The organism is Thiomicrorhabdus xiamenensis, assembly GCF_013282625.1.
GTDB classification, from domain to species: Bacteria; Pseudomonadota; Gammaproteobacteria; order Thiomicrospirales; family Thiomicrospiraceae; genus Thiomicrorhabdus; species Thiomicrorhabdus xiamenensis.
The window spans coordinates 606008-630143 of sequence record NZ_CP054020.1; the positions used below are offsets into that span (position 1 = coordinate 606008).

General features: G+C 47.4%; 20 protein-coding genes. 11 read left to right on the forward strand and 9 right to left on the reverse strand.

Annotated elements, in window-relative coordinates; all coding sequences use genetic code 11:
- Positions 1-120: 120 nt before the first annotated feature.
- From accC to dsbD, 4 genes are all read right to left on the reverse strand, one after another.
- Positions 121-1470 (reverse strand): acetyl-CoA carboxylase biotin carboxylase subunit, encoded by a 1350-nt coding sequence (gene accC, locus HQN79_RS02845; protein ID WP_173284182.1) that lies wholly within the window; start codon positions 1468-1470, stop codon positions 121-123.
- Positions 1471-1490: 20 nt separating this feature from the next.
- A complete protein-coding gene (gene accB, locus HQN79_RS02850) occupies positions 1491-1952 on the reverse strand; it encodes an acetyl-CoA carboxylase biotin carboxyl carrier protein (RefSeq protein WP_173284183.1) in 462 nt (153 codons plus the stop codon).
- A 57-nt stretch (positions 1953-2009) separates the two neighbouring features.
- Positions 2010-2447, reverse strand: a complete 438-nt coding sequence (aroQ, locus tag HQN79_RS02855) for a type II 3-dehydroquinate dehydratase (RefSeq protein WP_173284184.1) — start codon at positions 2445-2447, stop codon at positions 2010-2012.
- A 244-nt stretch (positions 2448-2691) separates the two neighbouring features.
- The gene (gene dsbD / locus HQN79_RS02860; RefSeq protein WP_173284185.1) at positions 2692-4938 is read right to left on the reverse strand and encodes a protein-disulfide reductase DsbD; all 2247 of its coding nucleotides are present in this window, start codon (positions 4936-4938) and stop codon (positions 2692-2694) included.
- Between the two features lie 214 nt (positions 4939-5152).
- Between dsbD and HQN79_RS02865 the strand changes: the two genes are divergently transcribed.
- Positions 5153-5614, forward strand: a complete 462-nt coding sequence (locus HQN79_RS02865) for an FxsA family protein (RefSeq protein WP_173284186.1) — start codon at positions 5153-5155, stop codon at positions 5612-5614.
- A gap of 67 nt (positions 5615-5681) precedes the next feature.
- On the opposite strand, the gene HQN79_RS02870 is transcribed toward HQN79_RS02865, so the two are convergent.
- From HQN79_RS02870 to HQN79_RS02890, 5 genes are all read right to left on the reverse strand, one after another.
- The gene (locus tag HQN79_RS02870; RefSeq protein WP_173284187.1) at positions 5682-6518 is read right to left on the reverse strand and encodes an SDR family oxidoreductase; all 837 of its coding nucleotides are present in this window, start codon (positions 6516-6518) and stop codon (positions 5682-5684) included.
- A gap of 170 nt (positions 6519-6688) precedes the next feature.
- On the reverse strand, positions 6689-7957 hold the full coding sequence (locus HQN79_RS02875) for an OmpP1/FadL family transporter (RefSeq protein WP_173284188.1): 1269 nt from the start codon (positions 7955-7957) through the stop codon (positions 6689-6691).
- A 420-nt stretch (positions 7958-8377) separates the two neighbouring features.
- On the reverse strand, positions 8378-9541 hold the full coding sequence (locus HQN79_RS02880; protein WP_173286909.1) for an OmpP1/FadL family transporter: 1164 nt from the start codon (positions 9539-9541) through the stop codon (positions 8378-8380).
- 394 nt (positions 9542-9935) lie between these two features.
- Entirely contained in the window at positions 9936-10433 is a 498-nt protein-coding gene (locus HQN79_RS02885) for a DUF302 domain-containing protein (protein WP_238843408.1), read from the reverse strand.
- A 221-nt stretch (positions 10434-10654) separates the two neighbouring features.
- The gene (locus HQN79_RS02890; protein ID WP_173284190.1) at positions 10655-11782 is read right to left on the reverse strand and encodes a 4-phosphoerythronate dehydrogenase; all 1128 of its coding nucleotides are present in this window, start codon (positions 11780-11782) and stop codon (positions 10655-10657) included.
- 103 nt (positions 11783-11885) lie between these two features.
- On the opposite strand from HQN79_RS02890, the gene HQN79_RS02895 reads away from it, so the two are divergent.
- From HQN79_RS02895 to HQN79_RS02940, 10 genes are all read left to right on the forward strand, one after another.
- Positions 11886-12509, forward strand: a complete 624-nt coding sequence (locus tag HQN79_RS02895; protein WP_173284191.1) for an alpha/beta hydrolase — start codon at positions 11886-11888, stop codon at positions 12507-12509.
- 309 nt (positions 12510-12818) lie between these two features.
- Positions 12819-14219: a TolC family protein gene (locus HQN79_RS02900; RefSeq protein ID WP_173284192.1), complete on the forward strand. Its 1401-nt coding sequence runs from the start codon at positions 12819-12821 to the stop codon at positions 14217-14219.
- A 48-nt stretch (positions 14220-14267) separates the two neighbouring features.
- Entirely contained in the window at positions 14268-15365 is a 1098-nt protein-coding gene (locus tag HQN79_RS02905; RefSeq protein ID WP_173284193.1) for an efflux RND transporter periplasmic adaptor subunit, read from the forward strand.
- Between the two features lie 12 nt (positions 15366-15377).
- Positions 15378-18710, forward strand: a complete 3333-nt coding sequence (locus HQN79_RS02910) for an efflux RND transporter permease subunit (protein ID WP_173284194.1) — start codon at positions 15378-15380, stop codon at positions 18708-18710.
- A gap of 184 nt (positions 18711-18894) precedes the next feature.
- A complete protein-coding gene (locus HQN79_RS02915) occupies positions 18895-19395 on the forward strand; it encodes a GlcG/HbpS family heme-binding protein (RefSeq protein ID WP_173284195.1) in 501 nt (166 codons plus the stop codon).
- Between the two features lie 186 nt (positions 19396-19581).
- Entirely contained in the window at positions 19582-19785 is a 204-nt protein-coding gene (locus tag HQN79_RS02920) for a hypothetical protein (protein WP_173284196.1), read from the forward strand.
- 55 nt (positions 19786-19840) lie between these two features.
- Positions 19841-20347 (forward strand): hypothetical protein, encoded by a 507-nt coding sequence (locus HQN79_RS02925; RefSeq protein WP_173284197.1) that lies wholly within the window; start codon positions 19841-19843, stop codon positions 20345-20347.
- A 73-nt stretch (positions 20348-20420) separates the two neighbouring features.
- On the forward strand, positions 20421-21317 hold the full coding sequence (cpaB, locus tag HQN79_RS02930) for a Flp pilus assembly protein CpaB (protein ID WP_173284198.1): 897 nt from the start codon (positions 20421-20423) through the stop codon (positions 21315-21317).
- Positions 21314-22873: a type II and III secretion system protein family protein gene (locus tag HQN79_RS02935; protein ID WP_238843409.1), complete on the forward strand. Its 1560-nt coding sequence runs from the start codon at positions 21314-21316 to the stop codon at positions 22871-22873. Before cpaB ends, HQN79_RS02935 begins: the two co-directional genes overlap by 4 nt.
- Positions 22873-24135, forward strand: a complete 1263-nt coding sequence (locus tag HQN79_RS02940) for a CpaE/TadZ family protein (RefSeq protein ID WP_173284199.1) — start codon at positions 22873-22875, stop codon at positions 24133-24135. Before HQN79_RS02935 ends, HQN79_RS02940 begins: the two co-directional genes overlap by 1 nt.
- Position 24136: the final 1 nt, after the last annotated feature.

The window sequence follows — 24136 nt, forward strand, 5'->3', positions numbered from 1 at the left end:
TCTCTCCAAAGTCATTTTTTCTTGGCGTTCAAAAACGCAAAAAACCACACGCTGTGGCGGCATAAAATAACTGCCGCTCGGCGAGTGGTTTGGATTGACGCGACGCGTTAGCGTCGATCGTTACACTAGGTGTTCGAGGCGTTCTTCCAGGTAGTGAATATTTTGTCCACCTTCCTGGAAACCACCATCGTTCATGATCTCACGCTGCATGTGAATATTGGTATCGATCCCTTTGATGACCATTTCACTCAGAGCGCTGTCCATACGGGCAATCGCGGTGTTGCGGTCGGTACCGTAACAGATCAGCTTGCCGATCATGGAATCATAATGCGGAGGAATCGTGTAGCCGGTATAGATGTGCGAATCCCAACGTACTCCAAGACCGCCCGGAAGGTGTAAGCGCTCGATTTTCCCCGGAGAAGGCATAAAGTTTCTCGCCGGGTTTTCCGCATTAACACGACACTCGATGGCATGGCCGTTCAGCTTGACGTCTTCCTGCTTGATGCTCAGCGGTTTGCCCATAGCGACTTCGATTTGCGCCTTGACCAGGTCGATACCGGTAACCATTTCGGTGACACAGTGTTCAACCTGAAGACGAGTATTCATTTCGATAAAGTAGAACTCGCCGTTTTCATATAGGAATTCAAAGGTTCCCGCCCCGCGGTAATTGATTTCCAGACAGGCGTTGACGCAAGCCTGACCGATTTTTGCGCGTTGTTCCGGAGTAATGCCCGGTGCAGGCGCTTCCTCGACCACTTTTTGATGGCGGCGCTGCATGGAGCAGTCACGTTCACCCAGGTGAACGGCACTTCCCTGGCCGTCGGCAAGCACCTGGATTTCCACGTGACGCGGGTTTTCCAGGAATTTTTCCATGTAAACCTCAGGGTTGCCGAAGAAACTTCCGGCTTCCGAGCTGGTCAGCTGGATGGATTTCAACAGGTTGGCTTCAGTGTGTACCACGCGCATTCCGCGTCCGCCACCGCCACCGGCAGCTTTGATGATCACCGGATAGCCGATTTCACGGGCGATACGCAGATTTTCCGCATCGTTTTTTCCTAGCGGGCCGCCGGAACCGGGTACGGTAGGAACGCCGGATGCCTTCATGGCTTTGATGGCCGAAACCTTATCACCCATCAGACGGATGGTCTCGGCACGCGGACCAATAAACGTAAATCCGCTTTCTTCAACGCGTTCGGCAAAGTCAGCATTTTCCGATAGAAAACCGTAACCCGGGTGAATTGCTTCGGCATCGGTTACTTCCGCTGCGGCAATAAGCGCCGGAACATTAAGGTAGCTTTCCGAAGAAGGGGCCGGGCCGATACAAACGGATTCGTCCGCCAATAGTACGTGTTTCAGGTCGGCGTCCGCTTTGGAATGGACAGCTACGGTTTTAATGCCAAGCTCCTTACAGGCACGCAAAACGCGCAGAGCAATCTCACCTCGGTTGGCAATTAGAATTTTTTCAATCATTTGCAGACCTCAGGTGGCAATTATTCAATGATAAATAGTGGCTGGTCGTATTCAACCGGTTCGCCATTGACACCCATAATCTGTTTAATGGTTCCCGCTTTATCAGCTTCGATTGGGTTCATGATTTTCATCGCTTCGATAATGCACAGAGTATCCCCGACTGCAACCGAATCGCCGACCTGTACGAATGCCGAAGCGTCCGGTGACGGTGCAGAGTAGTAAGTACCGACCATCGGCGATTTAACGGTGTGTCCGCTTACAGCAGGAGCCGCTGCTGCAGGTGCTGCTTCAACAGGAGCAGGCGCCGGTGCGGCAACAGGGGCCGGAGCAGCAGGAGCATGAGCGGCAACAGGGGCAGCGACCATAACCGGCTCTTGGCTACGGGTGATGCGAATATTGTGCTCGCCTTCATTGATTTCAATTTCTGCGATATCTGACTGTTCGACAATTTCAATCAGTTTACGAATTGAACGAATATCCATTTTTGATCCTTTACTCTGTTCTGCTAATGAGGCAGGTTGTTGGTGTATTTTTAGGTTTTATAAAATTTTGTCCGCTGCTGCATGCAGTGCCAGTTCATAGCCCTTGGCTCCCAGTCCGGCAATAATGCCGTCGGCCAGATCCGAGAAATAGGAGTGCGAACGGAAAGGTTCACGCTGATGAATATTGGACAGGTGAACTTCGATAAAAGGAATTTTTACCGTTGCCAGAGCATCGCGAATGGCCACGCTGGTGTGGGTGAATGCCGCAGGGTTAATGATAATGTAGTCAGTGCCTTCATCCATTGCCATGTGGATGCGTTCGATAATTTCGAATTCCGCATTGCTTTGGAAAGACTGCAGGCGAATATTGTACTCGTCCGCCAGGGCTTCAAGATTTTCCAGTATATCTTCCAGGGTTTGTCGGCCATAGATCTCAGGTTCTCTGCGACCAAGCATATTCAGGTTCGGGCCGTTAATTACCAAAATCATCGCCATGAGGAAAGCCTTTTGCTCATTTCATTATTCACAGTGGGCAGATTATAACTGAAAGGATGCAGGATAACTATGGTAATGAGTGGATAATGCGGAAAAAGTGCTGTGAATTGTTTTAAACGTTCGTGTTCTGACTTAAACAGTCATAAACTGGTTTTTGGGATGGATAGGTTTGATAAGTTGTCTTTGTGCTAGCGAGTTAAATGGCCTTTAAAGCAACGAGTTTGCATTTAAAGGCCGGAAACGATTACTTGTTGAATGCTTGCTGAATGGTCTGGGTAAATTCATCGGCTTTTTTGAAGCCAACCACTCTTTGTGCTTTACGCTCTTGCCCCTGTTCGAAAAACAGAATTGCCGGAGGCCCGATAATACCGAAGCGTTTCATCAGCGCTTTGTCAGTATCGTCATTGGCGGTAACGTCCGCTTTCAGCAGTGTAACACCTTCCAGCGCTTTTTGAACCTTTGGATCGCTGAAGGTGAATTGCTCCATCTCTTTGCAGCTGACACACCAGTCGGCATAAAAGTCCAGCATGACCGGTTTGCCTTCGGCGAGAATTTTATCCAAGTCGTCAATGCTCTTGATTTTGTTGAAGGCCAATTCGTTTTGCTGTTGAGTGAAAGATTGACCGCCTCCCTGAAAGACTTTGAGTGGTTGCAGCATATCTTTTGAACCGGCCAGCATGCCAAGCAGCAAAATGACGCCATAAACAAACAAGCTCAAGCCAAAGCCTTTAAAGAGTTTTGACCATCCGGATTTTTCTGCAGTACTTTCGAAGGCTCCGAGATAAACCGCAGAGATAATTAATAGTAGTGCCCAGGCAAGCATGGTTGCTTCAGAAGGCAGGATCCGGCCAGCCATCCAGATTGCGACACCGATCAGCATTACGCCGAAAACGGCTTTGACGTTATCCATCCAGGCACCTGCGCGAGGAAGAAGTTTCCCGGCTGAAGTTCCAAGCAGAAGCAGAGGTGCGCCCATACCGATACTCATTGCAAATAGAGCTATACCACCCAATAGAGCATCGCCGGTTTGTCCGATGTAGATCAATGCGCCGGCTAAAGGTGGTGCAACACAAGGTCCAACGATCAATGCAGACAAAAAGCCCATAATGGCTACGCCGGTCAGAGTGCCGCCTTGCTGTTTGTTTGACAGGTTGGTTAATTTTGATTGCAGGGCGCTTGGTAATTGCAGCTCATAGAATCCGAACATGGATAGAGCGAGTAACAGGAATACGGCACTGAAGCTGCCGATGATCCATGGATTCTGGAAGGCCGCCTGCAGGTTTTCACCGAATATACCCGCCAGTACGCCGGCGACGGTATAAGTGACCGACATGGCCAAAACATAGACCAGTGACATAATAAACGCTTTACGTGTAGTCAGGTTTTCTCCCTGTCCGACAATGATGCTCGATAAAATCGGGATCATCGGGAAGATGCAAGGCGTCAGAGACAGTAATAGACCGAAGACAAGGAAGGTCAGGATGACAATCCAGACACTGCTGTTTTTTAAGGTGTCCGCAATCAGGTCGGTTTCGGAAAGCTGAGAGTTATCCTTAACCGTAGCGCTGCCGAGTGCCGGTGCCGGTGCCGAGGATGCGTCGGTAGTGAATGCAGCTGGGTCCAGGTTGATGGTCTTGCGTGCCGGCGGATAGCAGACACCGGATTCCGCCGAACAGCCTTGGTATTCGATTTCGATCTGACTAGTTTGGCTCAGGCTTTCAATTGCGATGTCGGCAACGAGTGTTCCGTGGAAAACTTCGGTTTTGCCGAAAAGCGGATCGTCAATTTTTTCAGCGGTCGGTAGCTGGATTGCGCCGAGTTGGACGTCACCTGAAAGGGTTTTGACTTTAATTTTGTCTTTGTACAGGTGATAGCCGTCGGCGATCAGCCAGCTAATTTCAACTTTGTTGCCGTTTTGCTGGCCGCTGAACTGAAACGCCTGGTCGGCTTCCAGAAGCTCAGGCTGATCGCTGCTGTCAGCAAGATAGTTGTTCAGTTCTTTTAAGGAATTTAGTGAGGCCGCTGCATTTTGGCTTTCTTGCGCTTGAATGCTTGGCAGGTTCAGCGTGAACGTTCGGGTCTGCGGCGGGTAGCAGACGCCGATTTTATCGGCACAGCCCTGATATTTGACGCTTACTTCCGTGCTGGTCGCATCGCCTTGGTATGGAATGCGGATCGATGCCTTGTGCAGGAAAACTTCGGATTTTCCGAAAAGTGGGTCGTCTACGGTTTTCGCTTCAGAGTATTGCGGGGTTTCTAGCTCGATGTTGCTGGCCTGAACCGACATTTTGTCTTTATAGAGTTTGTAATCGTCGGCGATTTCCCATTCAATAAGAATCTGTCGGTTTTCTATTTTAGGATCGACAAGCTGAAAAGCTTGGTCGACTTCAAGTAATTCTTCTGCCTGAGCAGGATGGAAAAGAGATGTAAACAGGGCGAAAAGCAGTGTCAGGAAATAGAATTGCTTTGATAGTGTTGCACCTTGAATCATAAAATTACTCGCTTAATAGCTTTAAAAATGGCAATAGAGCCTTATATATCTTAGATGATAGAAAACACTCGGCTGCTCATTGTATAACAATTCATTTAAAAATAAATCCGCGCTGTAACAAGCTTGGTTTATTGATGGATCAGGTTGTTTAATGTAATTGTTAAGTTATTGTTTTATATTGAAATACAGCTTTTATAAATAAAAAGAACGGACTATGAAGATACTTTTACTATTGTTTATTTTGGTGCCTTTGACAGAGCTTTATATATTGATACAGGTCGGCTCTGAAATCGGTGCCTTACCGACCGTGCTGTTAACGATTGCCACGGCAATCGCCGGGGTTTTTCTAATGCGTCAGCAAGGGATGGCAACGATGCTCGAGGCTCAGTCGGAGATGGCCAGCGGTAAGCCGCCTCAAGAAGCCGTTATCGGAGGGGTATTGATCTTTATCGGTGGAATTCTGCTGTTTATTCCGGGCTTGGTTACCGATTTTCTCGGGTTTCTTTTATTGATTCCGCCAGTGCGATCCTATCTTGTCCGGCAAAGTCTGAAAGGGATGACGATCCGCTCTCACGGTCATTTCCGTTATCAGAAAGATGATTCGATTATTGAAGGGGAGTGGACTGAAAAAGAGAAGCGAGGTCCTGAATCGTTGGAAGATCACGATCCGAAATAGTTCAATTATTTCGAATCGCATTGTATACAAGCTGATCGTCAGGCAGTCAATTAGACTGCCCACGGCTTTAAATGAGTTCGATATAGCCGTCCTGATAGGTTGGATAGTGCATTTCATAGCCGGTCGCGCGCAGGCGGGCGTTTGAAAGGCGTTTATTACTGCGCATCAGGCGGGTGTTTTCGCTTGGTTCCTGATGTTCAACCTCCGGCACACTGAGTTGTTCGGCCAACCATTCATAGACTTCACATGATGGAGTCGGCTGGTTATCGACACCGATATAGATGTCGTCCACTTTATCCGCTGTTTGTTCATTGAGTTCCATCAGGTGTGTAAAGATGCCGACGCAGTCGGTCGAATGGATGCGGTTGCTCCAGACGTTTTCCATGCAGTGCGCCTTGCCTTCGCGAACCAGGTCAATCAGGTGTGTACGCCCCGGGCCGTAAATGCCACCAAAGCGGATAACCGTGCCGGGAATGTCGCTTTCAAGGACGAGCTGTTCGCCTTCAATCAGACGTCGGGTTGAAAAACCGTGTTCTTCTGTTGGACTGCTTTCGTCGACCCATTCGCCTTCGGATTGGCCGAAAACGGAAGTGCTGGAAGTGAAAAAGAAGCGTTTAACATGATGATCTTGCAATGCATGAAGCAGGTTTTTAACGCCCAGTACATAAGCGTGATAGTAGTCGATATCTTTGTATTTATCTGCCGAAACAATATAGAACACATAATCGATTTTATCGGGAAGGTCGCAAATAGGACGGAAGAGGTTGCATTCCAGACCGGTGATTTCGTCGGGTAGTGCTTCGATGTTGCGGCGAATGCCGTAAACCTTGTGGCCTTTTTGACTGAGTTGACTGCCTAACTGGCATCCTAAATCTCCGCATCCTGCTATTAAAACGGTTGCCATGCTTGCCTCCTGATTGCTAGAGCCTCTAGTATGCACAATAAACTTGGGACAAAAAAGTTCTCTTTTAAAGAGAGTGAATAAAAACTTGATTAAGATTGAGTTATAAAAAAAGCGATCTGTAAAGATCGCTTTTTTGTCGTTCAGCTTACTTTTAAGCGTTGGTGCAGTGCTTAGTCGAAGTTGTAACGGATCATCATAGTGGCTGCGGTTTGTGAGTGCTTGGTTTCGCTGTAGTCACCCGATGCAGCGCCTGCGATCGGATAGTCGTCACCGATGCCGCTCACGCCGACACGAGTCTTGACTTCAGGAGCGTAAACAAATGCGCCTTCGATGGTTGCCTTTTTGCTGATTGCCATACCGCCACCAACGGTAATATGGCTCTCGGTTGTAGCAGGGAAGAAGGTGTTGTTAAAGAAATTGATGGTTGCCCCTTCTGTGGTTGTGCCGTCCTGTTCTTTGATCGGGTTGTCGCCGGTGTTATAGCCGGCCGCTAGCCAGTAACTTTTGGTTGAATATTTTGCACCGATCGAAAATACATCCTGGTCTTGCCAGCCGAAGTCTTTATAGCCTTTAGCTTCGCTCCACATGATTTTTCGTGCATCGGCGGTAAAGGTTAAGCTACCCATGTCGAAAGAGGCTCCAACTTTCATTTCCGCAGGTTGTTCCAGTTTGTCATCGAAAGCTTCAGGGATCATACCGAACTCTGCAAAAGGCTGCGAAGCAGAGGATAGTTGCCCTTTGTATTCCATTTCAATGCCTGAGGTATAGGAGGCGGCTAGAGTTAATCCAGGTGCTGCGTCATAGTAACCACCGATGGAGTAGCCGAAGCCAAGACCTTGCGCCATACCGTGACCGGCATCTTCCAAGCCGAAAGTTCCGTATTGAGTTTCGGAGCCATCATAATGAATATCCAGAGCACCGTATTGAATGATCGGCGAGAAACCGATACCGGCGGTTTCGTTATGGAAAGCTAATGCCGGAGCAAAGCGCAGAATTTGCAATGCAGATTGCGCTCTGAACATCTGACCGTTGTCCTGATAGTCGACCCCCATACCGGATGTTCCGAACATGCCGATACCATAAACCATGTTTTCGTTGATACGGCTGTTGAAGGCGGCTGATGGCACGACGAAAAGATTCGCGTCACTGCTGTCTTTGCCAACTGGCTCGCCCGGGCTGGCAGGCTCGCCCAGATTGTGTTCGCTGCTTACGTCTGGTGCAAAGATTGTGCCCCCGAAAATCAATTCGGTACCTTGAGACTTACCGATCAAGGCTGGGTTGGCCAGAAGGTTTTCCGCGCCGAAATAGGCGGCGACCCCGGTTCCACCCATTGCCATGGACTGGGCGCCGATTCCAATCATATTGGTTCCGTTTGTAGCCATTGCAGAAGAAGCAAAAACGGCTGAGGTTAATGCTAAAGCCAGTTTGGTTTTTTTCATTACTATCCACTCTCTCGATATTGTTATATAAGGATGGGTAAGAATCCTTTACAGTTTTCAAGGCTTACTATGCAGTTTTTAGAGTGAATTGAATAATCAAAAATAATTAATGGGTTATTAGTTGGGTTGATTGAAATGATCAAAAAATATATATAGCTTTTATTGTCGATAGAGGCCGTGTAGTAAAGTATTTTTATTTTTATATATAAGTTTTGTTGATGAAGGGCTGGATGTTGGAAGGCAAGCGGTTTGTATCTGAAATACTTGTTTTACATTGAAATTTTGCTTTCAAGGCTTTGGATTGAAATATTTTATTGGAAGATAAAGACTTTCGGGTTAAGGGTCGAAAGCTGCACGCTAATAAAAAAGCCGCTAATTTGCATTAGCGGCTTGCGGTGTTGTATGAGTGTTTCTAAGTGATTAGAAGTTCATACGGTATGCAACAGTAAAGCCTGTTTGCGAGTGCTTAGTGGTTTCGGTTGCTCCTGGGCCCATTAATGTACTCACATCTATAGTTTTCGAAACTTCATCAGCGTAAACAAGGGCGAAGTCAATAGCGGAGTTTTTAGTTAGGTTTACTCCTGCCCCTGCAGTGAAATGAGATTCAACAATACCAGGGAAAAAGACATTGTTAAACATGTCTACAATTTGTCCTGCTCCTGCTCCGTATACATCAATCGGGTCTTTTCCGTAGTTATAGCCAATTCCTACCCAGTAGTTATTACCAGAGTATTTAGCTCCCAGTGCATAGACATCTTGATCTTGCCAGTTAAAATCTTTATAACCTTCGGCTTTTGACCACATGATTTGTTTAAAGTCCGCTGTCATCAACCAGTTCCCCATTGTGTACGATGCACCGATTTTAAACTCTTCTGGCTGTTCAAGTTTGTCAGTCATGGTTTGACCAAATCCTGCCGCCGCTACAGAAATTTGATCCTTGTATTCCATTTCGATTGCAGATTGGTAGGAAAGAGCAACAGTAAATTCAGGTGTAATATCAAAATAACCACCTAGGTTAAAGCCATACCCGATGTCAGTTGACATTCCGTTTCCTGTTGGTCCTCCTCCAAGTGCTGTGCCATCATAGTTGATATCCAATGCCCCATATTGGATAACAGGTGAAAATCCAAGTCCAAAGTTATCTTGATTAAATGCAAGGGTTGGAGCAAATTTCATTAATTGAAGGTTGCTATATGCATTCATTAGATTTGCGTCGTCTCTATAGTCAACACCCATACCGGCTGAACCGAACATGCCTAGACCGAAGGTCAGGTTTTCGTTAATGCGAGTAGACATAGATACTTCAGGAATGATATTTAGATCGTTGTCACTTTGTGAGCCATTGGCCTCTACATTGGGCATGAAGATCGTGCCGCCGATGGAAAATTCCGAACCTTGTGACTTACCAAGCAGTGCCGGGTTGGTCAAAGCATTTTCCGAGCCGAAGAATGCCGCTGTACCGGTTCCACCAAGCGCGCGTGCTTGAGCGCCCAGTCCGATTAATACATCCCCGTTGGTTGCAAAGGCAGGTGTTGAAATAATGGTAGAGGCTGCGATTGCTAGAGCTAATTTTGTTTTTCTCATATCGTTCACTTTTTCTCTTTAGAGTTGTTAGGTATAAGCTAAGTGCTTTAGCTGGGTACGGAGGTTAATATGCCGTATTTTATTTATGATGAGTAATTAAAAATATTTAGTAGCAGATCAATATATTCTGATGAACTTAACTAAGTGATTGAAAAATAAATGTAAAAATTTTTCACCCTGTTGGGCGGGATATTTTTTTATGTAAGTAAATATTTTTTAATTTTCTTTAAAAAACATTTTGCGATTCATAGACTTAATGCTACGCAAAAATAATTATATTGCTGGCATGAAATAAATGCGCTGCAGGAAAGGCTTTTAGCAAATAAAAAACCCCGTTTTAGCAGGTGTAAAACGGGGTTTTATTCAGGGTAATTATCAGGTGATCTGAAGCGAATTAGAATTCGCCAGTTTTACCTTTTTGTAGCATTTCCCAGATAGTGTCGCGAACTGCCATAGTCGCTTCTTTAAGTTCTGGAGGCATCTTTTTACCCATCTTGATCGCCATATCCATGTTCATAGAGTAGATGTGTAGACCATCTTCTTCTTCAATGATGTTTACACGACATGGAAGGAAACCACCCATTGCAGGGGAGAAGTCAACCATCTTACGAGCAGTTTCAGGGTTACAGAAAGACATTACGTGAATGGTTTTTGATTCGATTCCACGAGCTTTAAGTTCTTCAGATAGCGGTAGTTCACCAACGTTTTTAAGGTTGCGGTTGATACCAACAGCGTTGATGGCGTCGATAACGTCGGCAAGTTCAATGCCTTCGTCTACCTTAACTTCCCACATGGTTGCGTCAGCGATATCACCTTCGCTTTCAACCCACTTATCCCAAACTTGATTAAATGTATCCCAGGCGCCGTCATTTAGGTTTCCTGCAGCGTGCATAGTTCCACAACCAGAAAGGGTAGTTAGACCCGCAGCAAGAATCGCGGCTTTAAATAAGTTAGCTAGTTTCATATTCCAGATATCTCCATCGGTTTTGTATAAGTCTGTCTGATGTCTCTCAAACTTTTCACTCAAGTAGATTAAAGATTCGCAAATGAAATGCAAACCAATTTTTTTGGGGAGATGATAATATTATTTTATTAAGACCTTCTGATATCTTTTTATAACACAGGTAATAAATCGAAGCCTAAAGTCTCTAAAATCAAATTAAGTTTTTGATTTTTGGTTTTTTTTACTCCGTGAATATACCACTCTCTATGAATAGGGTAGTTTCGTCGGTAGCGTTCGAATTGATCACTGTTTTCACGGATTGCGGCATCATCATTTTTGATTAAATGTGTTTTTTGCAGTACCTCAAGCAGTCCGGATTGCCAGTGATCGGAATTGACGACTTCGATCGGATCAGGACGGGGTGGAAGTTCGGTTTGCCAGTTGTTGTCGATTTTCTCGTTCCAGAAATGGCACAAATTTTCGTAGACCATGGTGCTTCCGGCAAGTTTGGCTTCAAACGAATGGCCGGCAATATGCGGTGTTGCCATAAAACTCTGTTGCAGTAGTTCCTGATCGATATTGGGTTCGTTTTCCCAACAATCGATAATTTTGGCAGCAAGCTGTGTGTTTTTCAGTTCGTTTTCATTGACAATTCCGCCGCGGGCGGCATTGACCAGAATTTGCTCGGAAGAAAGGCTGGCGAGTTGCTCTTTGCCGATTAGCAAGTGGGTTTTGTCTCTGCCATCGAATGTTAAAGGTGTATGCACACTTATAATGTCGGCTTGTAGGGTTTCCTCTAGTGAGCTGAATGCATTTGAGTTTTCCTGTCGGGCTCGCGGTGGATCATTCAACAGGCAATGCATTCCCAGCGCTTTAGCTTTTTTTTCAAGGCGGCTGCCGACATGACCGACGCCAATAATTCCTAGAGTTTTCTGCGATAAGTCGAATCCTTGTTCTTCGGCTAAAAGGACAAGCGCATGGATAACGAATTCGGCGACCGAGTTGGCGTTGCAGCCTTGTGCGGAATAGAAGTGAATATTGCTATCTTGTAAGTAGTTCTGGTCGATATGATCCAATCCAACAACCGTGCTGCCGACAAATTTAACCGCTGTGTCGGCAAGCAATGCCTCGTTTACCTGGGTGCGAGAGCGGATGATCAAGGCATCAGCATCAAGCAGATGTTCGCGCTGGATGTCCCGTCCTGGGAGTGTGTCCACTTCGCCTAAAGACGCGAAAATGGATTTTGCATAGGGAACCGCGTCGTCGACAACGATTTTGCGTTGTACAATTTGAGTCATTTTTCATCCTTGGAATTTTGGTTTTGCGGTTTATTGTAGCCAAGGTGCTAAGGTTGCGCTGAATAAAGCATTATTTAATGCGATAAGTAATAAGGAGTCATACTTGAAATCGAACCATAAAGGACTTTTGATTCCGGGGGCCGTGGGAGAGATTGAAGCAGAGTTTGTTTTGCAGGACGAAAATCTTGTTATTATCAGTCATCCACATCCTCTGTACGGCGGCACGATGCATAACAAGGTTGTGACCACTTTGTGGAAAGCTTATCAGGAGATGGGTTTTTCCACTTTGCGTTATAACTTCCGTGGCGTAGGTATGAGTGAAGGGGAGCATGACTATGCTCAGGGGGAAGTTGAGGATCTTAAGGCTGTGTTGCGTTGGGCGCGTACTCAGGGCGATTTTTCCAGAGTACACTTGGCCGGTTTTTCTTTCGGGAGTTATATTTCCATTAAAGCGGCCAGCGAGCTCAAGCCGGCAAGCCTGTGTACGGTCGCGCCGCCGGTTGGTTTATATTCTTTCGAGTCGCAGGATATCGGCAGGCTGGACTCGGCAACGCAATGGTTATTAATCCAAGGCGGGCAGGATGAAGTCGTCGCGGCGGACGGGGTTTTGCAGTGGGTAGAAACATTGAGCCATAAACCCGATATCTGCTGGCGCGAGCAGGCGAGTCACTTTTTCCACGGCGAATTGCTTTGGTTGCGAAAAGCGGTTGCCTTGATCCAGTCGTAAGAGTCGAGTGGTTTGCGAACGGATTGGGTTCGGGGATTTTATATTAGGAAAAACTAATGTATCCGTTGCATGCATTTTTTGAATGTCTATAATATTAGAATTTTCTAATGTTTTAATAAGCTTGTCTTATGGAAATGAACTCGCTAATGTGGGCGGGATACTGTAGAAAAGCGTTAATTATGCAGTGTAAGGCATTGAATTTTATTGTGCTTTTCTAAGCCTGTCATTAGGTTGGCGTTGCGGCGAAGGCCGCTATATATAAGACAAGCAAGACGAAAACCGAATTACTTTCAAGACTCTGGAGAATTTATGTCTAAGCCTATTTCGCTCTTTAAGTTGAGTGGGGTTGCCTTAACGGTCGCTTTGGCAATGCCTTTGGCAGCGCAAGCCAAGACTTACACTTTGGTTGAGGCGGTACAAACCGCGATCGATGCCAACCCTGAAATGGATGTCAGCAAGGCGCGCATGATGCTTGCCGAATCGGCTCTGGCTAAAGCCAAAGCGGGAAATATGCCGCAGATTAATTTTTCGGTCACCGGTACCTATTCCAATAATCCGTTAAATGTTTTTGGCATGAAGCTCCAACAGCAGCAAGCTAGCTTGTCGGACTTTGGGTTTGATGATGCAACGGCAGCTGCTTTTGGTTCCGGGGATTATGCCCATGAGCCAGACTCTCTAAATAACCCGTCACCTTATTCCGATATGAATACCCGTGTTGAGATGATGGTTCCGGTTTATAACGGCGGGCGAGTCGAAAGTTATAAGCAACAGGCCAAGTCGATGATCGAAGCGGCGCAGAGCGGTGATGTCGCGGTTAAACAGTATCTGACGTTCAGTGTTTATCAGGCCTATGAGGCAGTGCACTCTGCCCGCGCTTTTATCAAGGTTGCGGAACAGGCCAAGAAAACAGCCGATGAATATGTTCGTACCACGGAAAACCTGGTTAACCAAGGGGTGATTGTACGTTCCGAGTTATTGAGCGCCAGAGTTAATGCGTCAACTGCGGAAGTTGCCTTGGCGCAGGCGAAAGGACAGGAGCAGATCGCATTGGATGGTCTGCGTATTCTAATGGGCTTGAAGGCAAGCGAGCATTTGGATGTCGCTGAGCGTATGGATATCGGTTTGCCTGAGGGGCGTGTCGAAGAGTTGCTTGAGCAGGCTATCGATAAAAACCCTCAGTTAATGGCTCAGCGAAAGCAGGCGACCTCGTCGATTTATGCGATTGATACTGCAAAAGCGGATGAAAAACCAAGTTTCAATATGTTGTTGCGTCAGGATTGGAATGACGACAGTGTCGGTTTCGATGCTTCCAGCTATACCGTTGCCGGTGTGTTTTCCTGGAAAGTGACCGATTTCGGGCTTACTAAGAACAGTATCAAAATGGCACGGGCCTCGGCTGAACAACAGCAGGCTGAAACCGCTTCCATGGCGAACAAGATCCGTTTTGAAATGATGACCGCCTGGCATCGATTGCAGGTTGCCCGTGAGCAGGTTGTCTCCAGTAAATTAGCTGTTGAGCAGGCAGAGGAAGCGCAAGTTCTGGTGACCAAGCGCTATGAAAACGGCGTCGCTACTTTTACCGAACTTCTGACGAGTCAGACTCAGTTAGACAAGGCGCGCGCCGATCTGGTTGCCGCCGAGTATGAAGTAAACATTCAGAAAGCCACTCTGCGTTTGGCCCTGGGTAGTATGGACATTTCCCAGCTGTAAGGCGGGTGTTGAGCAGACAAAGATAGTTAGCTTTAAAAAGGAAAGATGATGAAACAAGTTAAGCAAGTTCTAGCGATCGCAATCTTAGCAACGATCGGCTTGAATGGGTGTCAGCAGGAAGCGCCGACGGCACCGGAAACCAAGCCGCAGACATTTCAGGCTGTGATTCACAATGTCGAGTTGGGAACCGTTCCTCTGACAGCGGTCGTACCGGGTTCCGTTGTGCCGGACCAGAAAGCGCGTATCGCTTCTCGTTTGATGGGATATATCAAAGGGCTGGACGTCGAAGTGGGTGAAAAAGTCGAACAGGGAAGCCTGCTTTTCACTATCGACTCTACCGATATTCGCAGTCAGATTGCTCAGGCGAATTCGGCCTATGCTCAAGCGCAGGCGGCGTTAAAAGACGCCAAACTGGATTACGACCGTTTTACGCAGCTGTATAAAGATAATTCGGTTTCCAAGCAACAGTACGACAAAATTCGTTTGCAGTACTCGGTTGCCCAGGAAAATCTCGCTTCGGCGAAATCCGCTTTGAATCAGGCGCGCTCTCAATTGAATTATGCGAATGTCCGCGCTCCGTTTAGCGGTGTGGTGGTCGAGAAAATGGCAACCGCTGGTGATTTGGCTGCTCCGGGTAATCCGATTGTCGTCATTGAAAACCTGCAGTCCTTGAGTGTGCAGACGGAAGTTGCCGGTGATCTGTATGCGGCTTTGCGAGTCGGTGACGAGGCGACGGTATTTATTGACGGTCAGGATGCGCCGATGGTTGGAACCATCTATACCCTGGTAGGGGCCGCAAATCCGAAAACCCGTACTCATACGGTTAAATTAAGTTTGCCGGCCGTGAAGAATATTAATTCTGGAACCTTTGCCCGCATCAGCTTCAAACAGGGTGAGCGCCAGGCGATGATGGTGCCGCAGAGTGCGATTGTCAATCGTGCCGGAATCGATGGTGTTTTTGTCGTTCAGGATGGCAAAGCGATGTTCAATATGGTTCGTACCGGGATCAATATCGGCGATATGGTTGAAATCCAGTCAGGACTTGATCTGGGTGATCAGATTGTTTTGTCCAATAATGCCAGTATGTTGAACGGCGATATTGTCGAGCCTGTAGCCGCGCAATCGGCATCCGAAGCAGCGAAATAACGGAGAGTTTGAATGGCTGAAAATGCAAAGCAAACAAACGCTGCCGAAGCTGCTGAGCTGAATATTGCCGGTAAGCTGGCGAAAGCGTTTATTCATTCTAAAATCACGATGATGATCGTGGTTGCTATTACCTTGGCGGGGATTTTGGCTTATTTAATTACCCCGCGTGAATATAATCCGCAGATCGTGGTGCCGGCGGCCAATATTATGGTGCCTAAAGGCGGAGCCACACCGCAGGAAGTCGAGAATATGGTGGTCAAGCCGTTGGAAACCATTTTGAGTTCTCTGCCGGGCGTCGACCATACTTTCGGTTATGCGACCAACGACTTCGGCGTGGTGACGGTTCAGTTCGAGGTGGGTGAAAACCAGGTAGATAGTTTGGTTAAAGTCTATAACCAGATTATGCAGAATATGGATAAGATGCCGCCGGATACCCAGCAGCCGCTGGTCAAGCCGATTAACGTCGACGATGTGCCGATTATGACGCTTGCCGTAACCTCTTCCGAACTGTCCGGTTATGATCTGCGTGATATCTCGTTGAAATTGGTCGAGAACCTTCGCAACCTGCCTGGGGTTTCTTTTACCGATGTCGTCGGTGGTAAGGAGCGTGCGATTAATGTCTGGCTGGATGCGCAGAAAATCGCCTTGACGGGATTATCTCTGGAACAGATCAGTGAAATGCTGCAGGGGTCGAACGTTTCGGTTCCAGTCGGTTCCCTGATTAACAATAATAAAGATCACTTGGTTCGTGTAAACGGCTATCTCGGTAATGCGACTGATGTTGGTGACATTATTATTGGTGCCGATAAAGGCCGACCAATCTACTTGCGCGATATTGCCCGTATCGAAGATGGTCCGAAAGAGAGCGACGCCTACAGTCGTATCGGTTTTGGTCCGAACTCAGCCGTGGCATCGCATGGCGAGCAAGCGGCAGTAACGATTACGGTAGCAAAAAAACCGGGTACAAATGCCGTTGCGGTAGCTGACGCCGTACTGGAGCAGCTGGAGCAACTGAAAAAAGCCGTTCTGCCGCATAATGTTGAGGTGGTTGTTACACGTAATGACGGTGACAAAGCCAATGCGGCGGTAAACCTGCTGATGGAACACTTGGGGATTGCGGTCGGTTCGGTCATCGTAATACTGGTGCTGTTCCTAGGGTGGCGTGAAGCGGGAATTGTTACCCTGACCGTGCCGCTGATTCTGTTTGTGGTGCTGTTTGTCGGTCTGATCGCCGAGCAGACGATTAACCGTATTACACTGTTTGCGTTGATTCTGTCGCTCGGGTTGCTGGTGGATGCCGCGATCGTCGTTATTGAGAATATTCACCGGCATATCCATGAAGGCTTTGACCCGGAAAAATTCGATGAAGTTCTGATTAAAGCGACTAATGAGATCGGGAATCCGACAAACGTTGCGACCATCGCGGTTATTCTGGCATTTATCCCGATGTTGTTTGTAACCGGGATGATGGGGCCATTCATGGCGCCGATTCCATTTAATGTTCCGGTGGCGATGATTGCCTCCTTGGTTATTGCTTATATTCTGGTGCCTTATGTCGCCTACCGTTTCTTGGGTAAAAAGGCGATTAAGGAAATGCAACATCGCGAGAGTACCGAGACGCATCATCCTCATCAGGAAGACTGGATGCAGAAGCTGTACGTCAAGACGATTGTTCCTTTGATTGATTCGCGTACCAAGCGAAATGTATTCCTGTTTGTTGTATTGGGGACCTTGATTGCTTCGATGATGCAGCCTGCGCTGCAATTTATCCGCGACGACGGTATGAACAATCCGCTGCATCCGGCCGGTGTCGAAGTCAAAATGTTGCCGTATGACAATACCAGTACTTTCCTGGTACAGGTAGATATGCCGGAAGGTACGGCTATTGAGGCGACCGATCGTGTCGTGCGCCATGTTGGCAGTATGTTGTCCGGCACCGAGTTTGTCACCGATTACAGTGTTTTCCTTGGTAAGCCAGCTCCGATTGATTTTGCAGCATTGGTTCGCGGCGATTTGATTAAGCAGGGCGGTAACTTCGCACAGATCCGTGTCAACCTGGTTAATAAAGGTATGCGTTCGATCTCTTCACACGAAATTGTTCAGAACTTTGATCAGGCTCTGGATTCTCTGCGTAAAGTGTTCCCGGATGCAAATATTAAATTGTATGAGACTCCTCCGGGGCCGCCGGTAACGACACAGATTATGGCGGAGCTTTATGGGCCGGATTATGACAAGCTGCGTCAGGCGGCCGGGGAAGTCAGAGAGAAATTTGATCAGATTTACGGTCTGATCAATGTGGATGATTCGGTAACCGACGATACCATGACCTATGAGGTGAATATCGATCGCGAGCAGGCCAACCTGCTTGGGGTCGCGCCTGCACAGGTCAGTAAAATGCTGCGTGATTATATCAACGGCTTCGAGTTGGGGTATATGCACCTGGATAATGTTCGTGAGCCGGTCGATATCATCGTTCGCCTGCCGCGTTCGGAAAGAACCGTTCCGGAGCAGCTTCTGTCCTTGCGTGTTCAGTCGCGATCCGGAGAAGTGGTTCCGCTTTCCGCCGTTGCTGACATTGAGGAAGTGGAGCGCGCCAAGCCGATTATGACGCGTGACCAGCATCGCATGGTGATGGTCGGTGGTGAGTTGCTTGAATCCAGTCCGGTGTATGCGATTCTGTCGCTGGATAAAATGCTTGATCAGGTGACCTTGCCTGAATCGAATGTGACGTTTGCAACCGGTAATCTCGGATTCGTTCAGGCGCAACCGAAAGATGTCATGGACTACACCTTGTTGTGGGGCGGTGAAATGCGCCTGACTCTGGATGTGTTCCGTGATATGGGGAGTGCTTTCATCGTCGCGCTTATCTTTATCTACCTGATTTTAGTCGGCTACTACAAGTCCTTTATGATGCCGGTGATCGTTATGGGAGCGATTCCTCTGACAATGATCGGTGTATTTCCGGGGCATTGGGCTACCGGGCAGGCCTTTACGGCGACGTCCATGATTGGGGTCATTGCTCTGGCGGGTATCGTGGTGCGAAACTCGTTGTTGTTGATCGACTTTATCCTTGAGTATCGTGCTGAAGGTAAGTCGCTTAAGGACGCGGTGATTCAAGCTGGTAAGGTGCGTTTCCGTCCGATCCTGCTGACTGCTCTGGCGATTATTTTCGGTTCGATGATTATGATTACCGACCCTGTATTCGGTGGTTTGGCAGTATCACTGATCTTCGGTACTCTGTCGTCTACGGTCTTAACCTTGTTGGTCATTCCTTTGATGTACTACATCTGGCAATGGCATGGCGGTGTTAAGCAGCAGGAAGAGGCTCAGAAAGCCGCGAGTTAATCGATAATATTGTTTGTTAACACAAAAAGAACCGGGCTCAAGCCCGGTTTTTTTGTGTCCGTCGGAAGAGTTAAGTAAGATCATGAAAAAACAAAAATGTATTTGTTTCCCACAAAAAGCTTCGTATACTGGTTTCTGCGAATAATTACTGAATAAACAATCTGAGTTTTTGAGGAGAAGATGGATGCTAAAAAAACTTTTTGCTGGTGCGGTACTTTCAATGGGTGTTCTGTCAACGGCTATGCCAGTTCAGGCCGAAGAGCCTATGGTTGTGAATGTTTCGATTCTGTCGTTGGATATGGCGAATAAGGCTGCGATGGCAACCATTGAAGCTTGTCGCGAAAAAGGTATCCCTGTCAGTGTGACGGTGGTTGATCGTAGTGGGATTGTTCAGGCGCAGCTGCGCGATACGATTGCCCCGGCGGTTTCATTGGGTATCAGCCAGAAAAAAGCTTATACCGCAGTGATGTTCAACGTTAAAGGTTCGCAGCTTGGCGAACGTGCCAAAAGCCCTTTGCAAACAATGGGCGCAGGGCTAGCATTCATGGCTGGTTCTACACCGATTCAGGCTGGTGGAAAGTTATACGGAGCAATTGGTGTAAGTGGTGCTCCGGATGGTATGGATGATGAGGCGTGTGCCATTAAAGGGGCAGAGTCTATTTTGGAAGACCTGGAAATGATGTAATCCCTTGTTTAAATGAATTGAAAAACCCTGGTTAAGTATGTTTACTAGGGTAAATAAAATTTATTGTTGGTTGAAGTGCATTTATCAGTAAAAATTTTATAGAATCAGAATTGCAGGCGTTATTTTTACAATTTTGAATAGTAATTTTACTTATAAGCACCCGTTTTTATATTTTAGGAAGGTAAGATGATGGAAAATCGGAATTTGGAAGTTCAGAAAACGAAGCAACTTAAGAAACAGAAAGGGGCTTCTATGATGGAGTATGCGCTGTTGATCGCTGGTGTTGCGATTATCGCTGCTCTGCTGTTCAGCGGCGATAACGGTGGGGTTGTTGGTGAAGCGATTACCAACAAAGTAGAAAGCGCCGTTAACAGTGTTAATAACCCGTAATTCAATTCGGGTTGTCGCTGAATATTTAAAATCTTCTTGAAGGAGTTTCCGGGCAATGCTTAAGCGAAAGGAATCGCAAAAAGGCGCAGTAATGCTTGAAACCGCTTATGTTCTGCCGGTTTTGCTCGGAGTTGTGCTGTTTATTGTCGAGACACTCTCTTTCGCATTGAACAGTCTGCTGGTTAATGATGTTTTAACGGATATTCATTTGACCATTGTCGATGAGGTTCAGGAAATATCCTCTCTTGAGTCAGGTGAAAGCCCGAGTAGCAGTGTGCTTTATGCATACTGCGACGGCGGATCGGTTCGATTGCCTGTCGGTGAAAACGAGTCTATGACTGCCTTGGCAGTCTCGGCACTGGAAGCCAAAGGGGTTGCCATGCTCGACTCGAATCCGGCAAAGGTGACTGTTTCCATGCAGACCGAGTCCGGCTTTGACCTTTACCTGATCCGATTTACCGGCACTGCCGATCTACTTGTTCTCCCTAATTTTCTAAATGAATTGCTGCCGATGGATGTCGATACAGTGGTCAGTATTAAAGCGAGTTGCGTAAGTTCTTAGGATGCTTGGGCGTCTTAATAACTTAAACAACATGAACCTTGTAAGGTTTGACTAAAGAAAGTACGAGTTCTCTATGAAAGTCTCCCGTAGCGATTTAATCCTCTATACCATCGCCTTTATTTCAGCAATAGCTGTCGTCGTGCTGGTTTACGCCTATATTGAAAAGCGCATTGCCGATGCCGAAGCACATCTTCCCGTAAAAACCATCAAAATAGTCGAAAAACCTGAACTTGCGCCGGTTCTGGTCGCCAGTCGAGATCTGTTCCGAGGGGAAAAAATCGAGAAAGAAGATGTTCAGGTTTTGATGATCGCCAAGGAAGGAATAAAACTTAAAGGTGTCTACAGTAAACCGGAAGACGTCGTCGGTCAGGTCGTTAAGACGGATTTATACGCGGGTGAATGGCTCGCCGGCAGAAAGTTTGTGGACAAGCTGGCGCCGGAAAAAGTTTTGTCTGAAGGAATTAAAGGACTGGTTGCACCCGGTAAGAGAGCGATGCGTATTCCGGTGAATCCCGAAAGCGGTCTTATGGGGATTCTATCCCCCGGCGATCATGTTGATGTGGTAAGCGTTTTCTCCAGCGCCAATGGCGAGCGTACGATCAGCCGAGTCATATTGCAGAATATTGAAGTTCTTTCGATTGGTCAGGCCAGCCACTTTAAGCCGAAAACGGATATGCAGAAAGTAGAAGATTCGGGTACCAAGCAGGATGAGACGCTGGCTAAAAAATCCATGGTTGCGCTGCATGTCGATATTCAGCAGGCCGAAGAATTGGCTCTGGCGATGAGTGTCGGTTCGGTGCATTTGCTGTTGCGCAATCAGACGGATGTCAATGTCTCCGACAGCGACGGGGTTAATGTTCAGGTTATTGAAAGTATGAAACAGAAAAAAGTGGCGCACCCTGCCAAAAATAAACGACATACCGTAGAGCTGCTGCAAGGCGGAGAGGTTGAAGAGGTGACGGTGCAATGATGAAAAAAACACTTTTAGCGTCGATTCTGTCGGCCGGTTTATTCGTTACACCTTTTGCGAGCGTTGTTTATTCTCCTGCGGTTTTAGCGGAACAGCCGGAAAGTTTTAGCGTAAGTCATTCGGAATCCCGTTTGTTGAATTTTAAACAGCCGATTAAACGGGCGATGATTGCCAATCCGGATGTAGCCAGTCTTAAGGTTGTCAGTGCGAATGAGCTGATGCTGACCGGACGTTCATTGGGTATGACCAAACTGTTTATCAATTTCCGTAATCAGCCGCAGAAAGCGCACGAGTTTGTTGTCGATGTAAAGGAAAACCCGCAGCAGCAGACGAATATCGATAAAACTATCAAAGAGTTACTGGCCAAACTGAACCCGCAAGGTACTGTTCACTATGAAATTCGCAGTATATGGGTTGATGCGAGCAACAATCTTCGTCGCGAGGTGGACGAGATCGGGAATCAGATCGACGGTAACAGCGATCTGCGCAATACCGGGCGCCAGGATCAGGAAGTTTTGCAATCCGAGCAGAGTGTTGGAAGTTCCAGTATTTCGTCAACGGCAGGGAACTTTATGGTGCTTTTGACCGGTGATGTTGTCAATCAGGCTCAGAAAAAACGCATCCATTCGGTCATTTCGGCTCTGGGTGTCAGTGTGGTCAATATGATTAAGATTTCCGGGCCGCAGGAGGTCAAGCTGGAGGTCCGGGTTGCCGAAGTTGTTAAAGGAAACCCTTTCCAGAGCGGCGCGGTATTTAACTATCAAGCTGCCCGCGGCAACGATCTGCTGCAAACGATCAGCAGTGTTCTGGCAACAACCGCTACCGGTTCGACGCCGCTTGCCCCGATTTTGAATGAGGCTTTTCAGGTGTCGGTTCAATCCGGTAACAGCAATTTTTCCGGCATTCTGACCGCTCTGGAAGAGAATAGCCTGGCAAGAGTTCTGGCTCGTCCGCAACTGATTGTGCAGTCGGGCGAAACGGCAGAGTTTCTGGTCGGTGGAGAAGTGCCTATTCCGGTTTCTCAGAATGCAGATGCGATTACTGTGCGCTACAAGGAATTTGGTGTCCGGTTACGCTTTAGTCCGGTAATTACGGAATCCGGCGAAATCCGTATGACCGTGGCCCCGGAAATTTCTAATATTGATTACAGTGCCGGTTCTGAAAGTAACGGATTGGTCCAGCCGGGCTTCCGTTCACGTCGCGCGAAAACAACCGTGACGCTGGAGCCGGGGCAGAGTTTCATCGTAGGTGGTCTGATTCAGGACTCTTTCCAGAGTTCGATTTCGAAAATTCCTTTCCTTGGCGATATTCCAATTTTAGGTGCGCTTTTCCGTTCGACAAATTATGAAAAGGATCAAACGGAATTAGCCATCGTGGTCACCCCGACGTTTGTCGAGCCGATTGAAAAAGGCACCGAGATTTCTCTGCCAGGGGAAAATATGAAAGTACCGTCATATGGCGAGGCTTTCTGGATGGGGAAAATTGTTGAAATGCTGCCCGAAGGCGAGAGCGCGATACCTGCGTTGTTGAGCAAAATCGGACTGGAGAAACCATAATGACCGCAACATTGAACAACAGTACCGTCAACCTCAAGCAAGCACTCTATGTCGGTTCGGATCGTGACTTGCTTGAGGCGGTTTCGATTTCCATTCGCTCCAAATACAACGTGGAACTGATGGTTGAGGTGCCGCATATCTGGCCGGAAGACATCAGTCTGGTATTGATTGAATATGACGGTGACAGCAAAACCGTTTTGGGTCGCATCAATCAGATTTTGACACTGGCCAAAGGCGTGTCGATCTATGTGTTATTGAAGGAGAAGGATGCGGACTTCTTGATTGAAGCGAGCCATCAGGGGGTTCAGGGGTTCATTGAATGTCCGGATGAGGTATTTAATATTCTCTCCATTCTGCATATGCAGGATCGTCGCCGTTTGGGGAAAAACGGAAACGTTTCGACTTTTTTCAGTTTGAAGGGCGGGGTCGGCCGCACTGCGCTGGCGACGAATGTTGCTGCGCATATCGCCGATCTGACGCGAGGAAGAACGGTGCTGGTCGATTTGAATATGCCTCTGGGCGACACCGTGCTTTATTTGAGTATGGAGAATCAGCGGCTCTATACCTTGACCGACTTCGTGTACAACATTAATCGTTTTGACGAAGACCTGGTGTATAACTCCTTAAGTCGACATGAATCCGGGCTGTATCTGCTGCCGCTGCCGGCGGATATTGGCGAGCTTGACGGGTTGAACTCCGATCTGATCAAGATGATTATTCAGTCCTTAAGACGGTATTTCGACCATGTGGTGATTGATCTGTCTACCGATCTGTCGGACAGCACCTTGAGTTGTCTGGATGAGGCCGATAATGTGGTGTTGGTTGCCGAGCCTTCGCTTTCTTCTCTGCGCGCCGTAAATACGGCGATCCAGTTGGCGCAAAAGCTGGGATATGTCAAAGAGTCCCTGAAACTGGTGATTAACCGCAGTACGCCGACCAGTGATTCCATTCTTGACGATGTGATTGATGCATTGGAAATTGATTCGGTAACGAGAGTGTCGAATGACTACCACGGGTTTAACGAGTCTCTTAAAGAGGGCGAGTTAATTGCCAGCTTTAAACCGAATTCTGAAGTAAACCGCCAGCTGTTCAGTCTGGCGCATATGCTGCATAACGGTATTGTGCGGCCGGAAGAATTGACGATGCCGGATTTCAATAAGGTGGTGGAAACGCCTAGCCTGATCGAGCGGGTGAACCGTTTTTTTGATCGAGTGATGCCGGGTTTGCATGCGAAACAGGCCGACAATTCAACTAAAGATTAGC

Bases quoted from the DNA above. Each gene is read 5' to 3' on its own strand.
- HQN79_RS02875 (WP_173284188.1), bottom strand. From the start codon at position 7,957: ATGAAAAAAACCAAACTGGCTTTAGCATTAACCTCAGCCGTTTTTGCT.
- aroQ (WP_173284184.1), bottom strand. From the start codon at position 2,447: ATGGCGATGATTTTGGTAATTAACGGCCCGAACCTGAATATGCTTGGT.
- cpaB (WP_173284198.1), top strand. From the start codon at position 20,421: ATGAAAGTCTCCCGTAGCGATTTAATCCTCTATACCATCGCCTTTATT.
- HQN79_RS02885 (WP_238843408.1), bottom strand. From the start codon at position 10,433: ATGCACGCTGCAGGAAACCTAAATGACGGCGCCTGGGATACATTTAAT.
- HQN79_RS02865 (WP_173284186.1), top strand. From the start codon at position 5,153: ATGAAGATACTTTTACTATTGTTTATTTTGGTGCCTTTGACAGAGCTT.
- HQN79_RS02915 (WP_173284195.1), top strand. From the start codon at position 18,895: ATGCTAAAAAAACTTTTTGCTGGTGCGGTACTTTCAATGGGTGTTCTG.
- HQN79_RS02935 (WP_238843409.1), top strand. From the start codon at position 21,314: ATGATGAAAAAAACACTTTTAGCGTCGATTCTGTCGGCCGGTTTATTC.
- HQN79_RS02910 (WP_173284194.1), top strand. From the start codon at position 15,378: ATGGCTGAAAATGCAAAGCAAACAAACGCTGCCGAAGCTGCTGAGCTG.
- HQN79_RS02880 (WP_173286909.1), bottom strand. From the start codon at position 9,541: ATGAGAAAAACAAAATTAGCTCTAGCAATCGCAGCCTCTACCATTATT.
- HQN79_RS02900 (WP_173284192.1), top strand. From the start codon at position 12,819: ATGTCTAAGCCTATTTCGCTCTTTAAGTTGAGTGGGGTTGCCTTAACG.
- HQN79_RS02940 (WP_173284199.1), top strand. From the start codon at position 22,873: ATGACCGCAACATTGAACAACAGTACCGTCAACCTCAAGCAAGCACTC.
- HQN79_RS02905 (WP_173284193.1), top strand. From the start codon at position 14,268: ATGAAACAAGTTAAGCAAGTTCTAGCGATCGCAATCTTAGCAACGATC.
- HQN79_RS02870 (WP_173284187.1), bottom strand. From the start codon at position 6,518: ATGGCAACCGTTTTAATAGCAGGATGCGGAGATTTAGGATGCCAGTTA.
- HQN79_RS02890 (WP_173284190.1), bottom strand. From the start codon at position 11,782: ATGACTCAAATTGTACAACGCAAAATCGTTGTCGACGACGCGGTTCCC.
- HQN79_RS02920 (WP_173284196.1), top strand. From the start codon at position 19,582: ATGATGGAAAATCGGAATTTGGAAGTTCAGAAAACGAAGCAACTTAAG.
- HQN79_RS02925 (WP_173284197.1), top strand. From the start codon at position 19,841: ATGCTTAAGCGAAAGGAATCGCAAAAAGGCGCAGTAATGCTTGAAACC.
- accC (WP_173284182.1), bottom strand. From the start codon at position 1,470: ATGATTGAAAAAATTCTAATTGCCAACCGAGGTGAGATTGCTCTGCGC.
- dsbD (WP_173284185.1), bottom strand. From the start codon at position 4,938: ATGATTCAAGGTGCAACACTATCAAAGCAATTCTATTTCCTGACACTG.
- accB (WP_173284183.1), bottom strand. From the start codon at position 1,952: ATGGATATTCGTTCAATTCGTAAACTGATTGAAATTGTCGAACAGTCA.